This is a genomic window from Ureibacillus sp. 179-F W5.1 NHS, from assembly GCF_045369345.1.
GTDB lineage: Bacteria > Bacillota > Bacilli > Bacillales_A > Planococcaceae > Ureibacillus > Ureibacillus halotolerans.
Genome location: NZ_JBIQFG010000094.1, coordinates 1 through 1,829, shown reverse-complemented (window position 1 = coordinate 1,829; position 1,829 = coordinate 1). Strand labels below are relative to the sequence as shown.

The following is a 1,829-nucleotide window of genomic DNA, read 5'->3' as shown; positions in this document are numbered from 1 at the left end:
CGAAGACTGAAGTAGAGGTTAGCTAAGAGCAAGGGTGTCCGTGGCGACGCGGAATCTGAAGGAAGCTGGAGGCAAAACACCGGTCCGAGGAACACGAATCTCATATAAGGCTAGGTATGATTGAATGAGTTTGCATTACAAAACAAAGTCCTTCTGTCGAAGGTCATATCAAGTAAATGAGGAGGATAGATGGTGTGACAGTGCATACGCTTACCCGGGGAGGTCTGACAGAAACGTGAAGTACCCTTCATAACCTACTTGGAGACAAGTAGCTGAACTGTCAGAAGTCAGCAGAGGTCATAGTACGAGTAGGTCTAGAATTACTCGGAAGGACTGAACAATTGAGAGAGATTAGCCCTTGGCTTTCCATCTAGAATGAATAAGCACAGAAAACAGAAAAACCTCACGCTTAGAAAGTAGTGGTGAATCCCACGAGGGTATTTGCGGAGGGTGGAGTTCAGATGGACATAAGAAGATAAGCTAATCACGGAAAGGAACGAAATGATGATGTTGGATCAAATTCTCGAACGGCAAAACATGATACAAGCGCTAAAGCGAGTTGAAGCGAATAAAGGAAGCCATGGAGTAGACATGATGCCCGTACAAACCTTACGACAGCACATTATCGAAAATTGGAAAAACATTAAATCGCAGATTTTGAATGGAACCTATGAACCGCAACCAGTACGTCGAGTCGAAATCCCGAAACCAGATGGTGGTGTACGTTTACTAGGTATCCCAACCGTGACAGACCGTTTGATTCAACAAGCTATCTCGCAGATTTTATCGAAGGAATATGACAAAACATTTTCGGACCAGAGTTATGGATTCCGTCCAAACCGGAGCGCCCATGACGCCGTTCGGAAAGCAAAGGGTTATATAAAGGAAGGTTATCGATGGGTGATTGATATGGATTTAGAGAAATTCTTCGATAAGGTCAATCATGACCGACTAATGGCAACATTAGCGAAACAAATTTCAGATAAATCTTTATTAAAACTTATTCGTAAATACCTCCAAGCCGGTGTCATGATAAATGGAGTGGTTTCAAGTACAGAAGAAGGAACACCACAAGGTGGACCTTTAAGTCCTTTACTTTCAAACATAGTTCTAGATGAACTCGATAAAGAGTTGGAGGAACGTGGACATAAATTCGTTCGATACGCAGATGATTGTAATATTTATGTGAAAACAGAACGTGCGGGATTAAGAGTAATGACGAGTGTACAAAGATTTATCGAAGGAAAACTTCGTTTAAAAATAAACGAAAAGAAATCAGCAGTAGACCGTCCTTGGAACCGGAAGTTCTTAGGTTTTAGTTTCACGAATCATAAAGAACCAAAGGTTCGTCTTGCGAAAACAAGCTTAGTTCGAATGAAGAAGAAAATACGAGAAATTACCTCAAGAAAGATGCCATACTCCATGGAATACAGAATCGAGAAGTTAAACCAATTTCTAATGGGGTGGTGTGGTTATTTTGCATTAGCAGATACGAATTCCATATTCAAATCACTAGATAGCTGGATTAAAAGAAGATTAAGGATGTGTCTATGGAAGAATTGGAAGAAACCTCAAACAAGAGTCAGAAATCTTACTCGGTTGAAAGTTCCTTATGGAAAAGCATACGAGTGGGGAAACACCCGAAAAGGGTACTGGCGCATTTCTAAAAGCCCCATATTACACAGAACCCCCGGCAATTCCTATTGGGAAAGCCAAGGGCTGAAAAGTCTGAAAGTTCGTTACGAAACTTTGCGTTATTCATCTTAATTGAACCGCCGTATACGGAACCGTACGTACGGTGGTGTGAGAGGTCGGGAGTTAATCACTCC

Annotated in this window: 1 protein-coding gene; it reads left to right on the top strand. The window is 41.7% G+C overall.

Features of this window, described 5'->3' with window-relative positions; all coding sequences use genetic code 11:
- Window positions 1-504: 504 nt before the first annotated feature.
- Complete coding sequence (ltrA, locus tag ACH0B5_RS17950; RefSeq protein WP_341362520.1) at window positions 505-1,767, top strand: group II intron reverse transcriptase/maturase; 1,263 nt, start codon at window positions 505-507, stop codon at window positions 1,765-1,767.
- Window positions 1,768-1,829 lie beyond the last annotated feature (62 nt).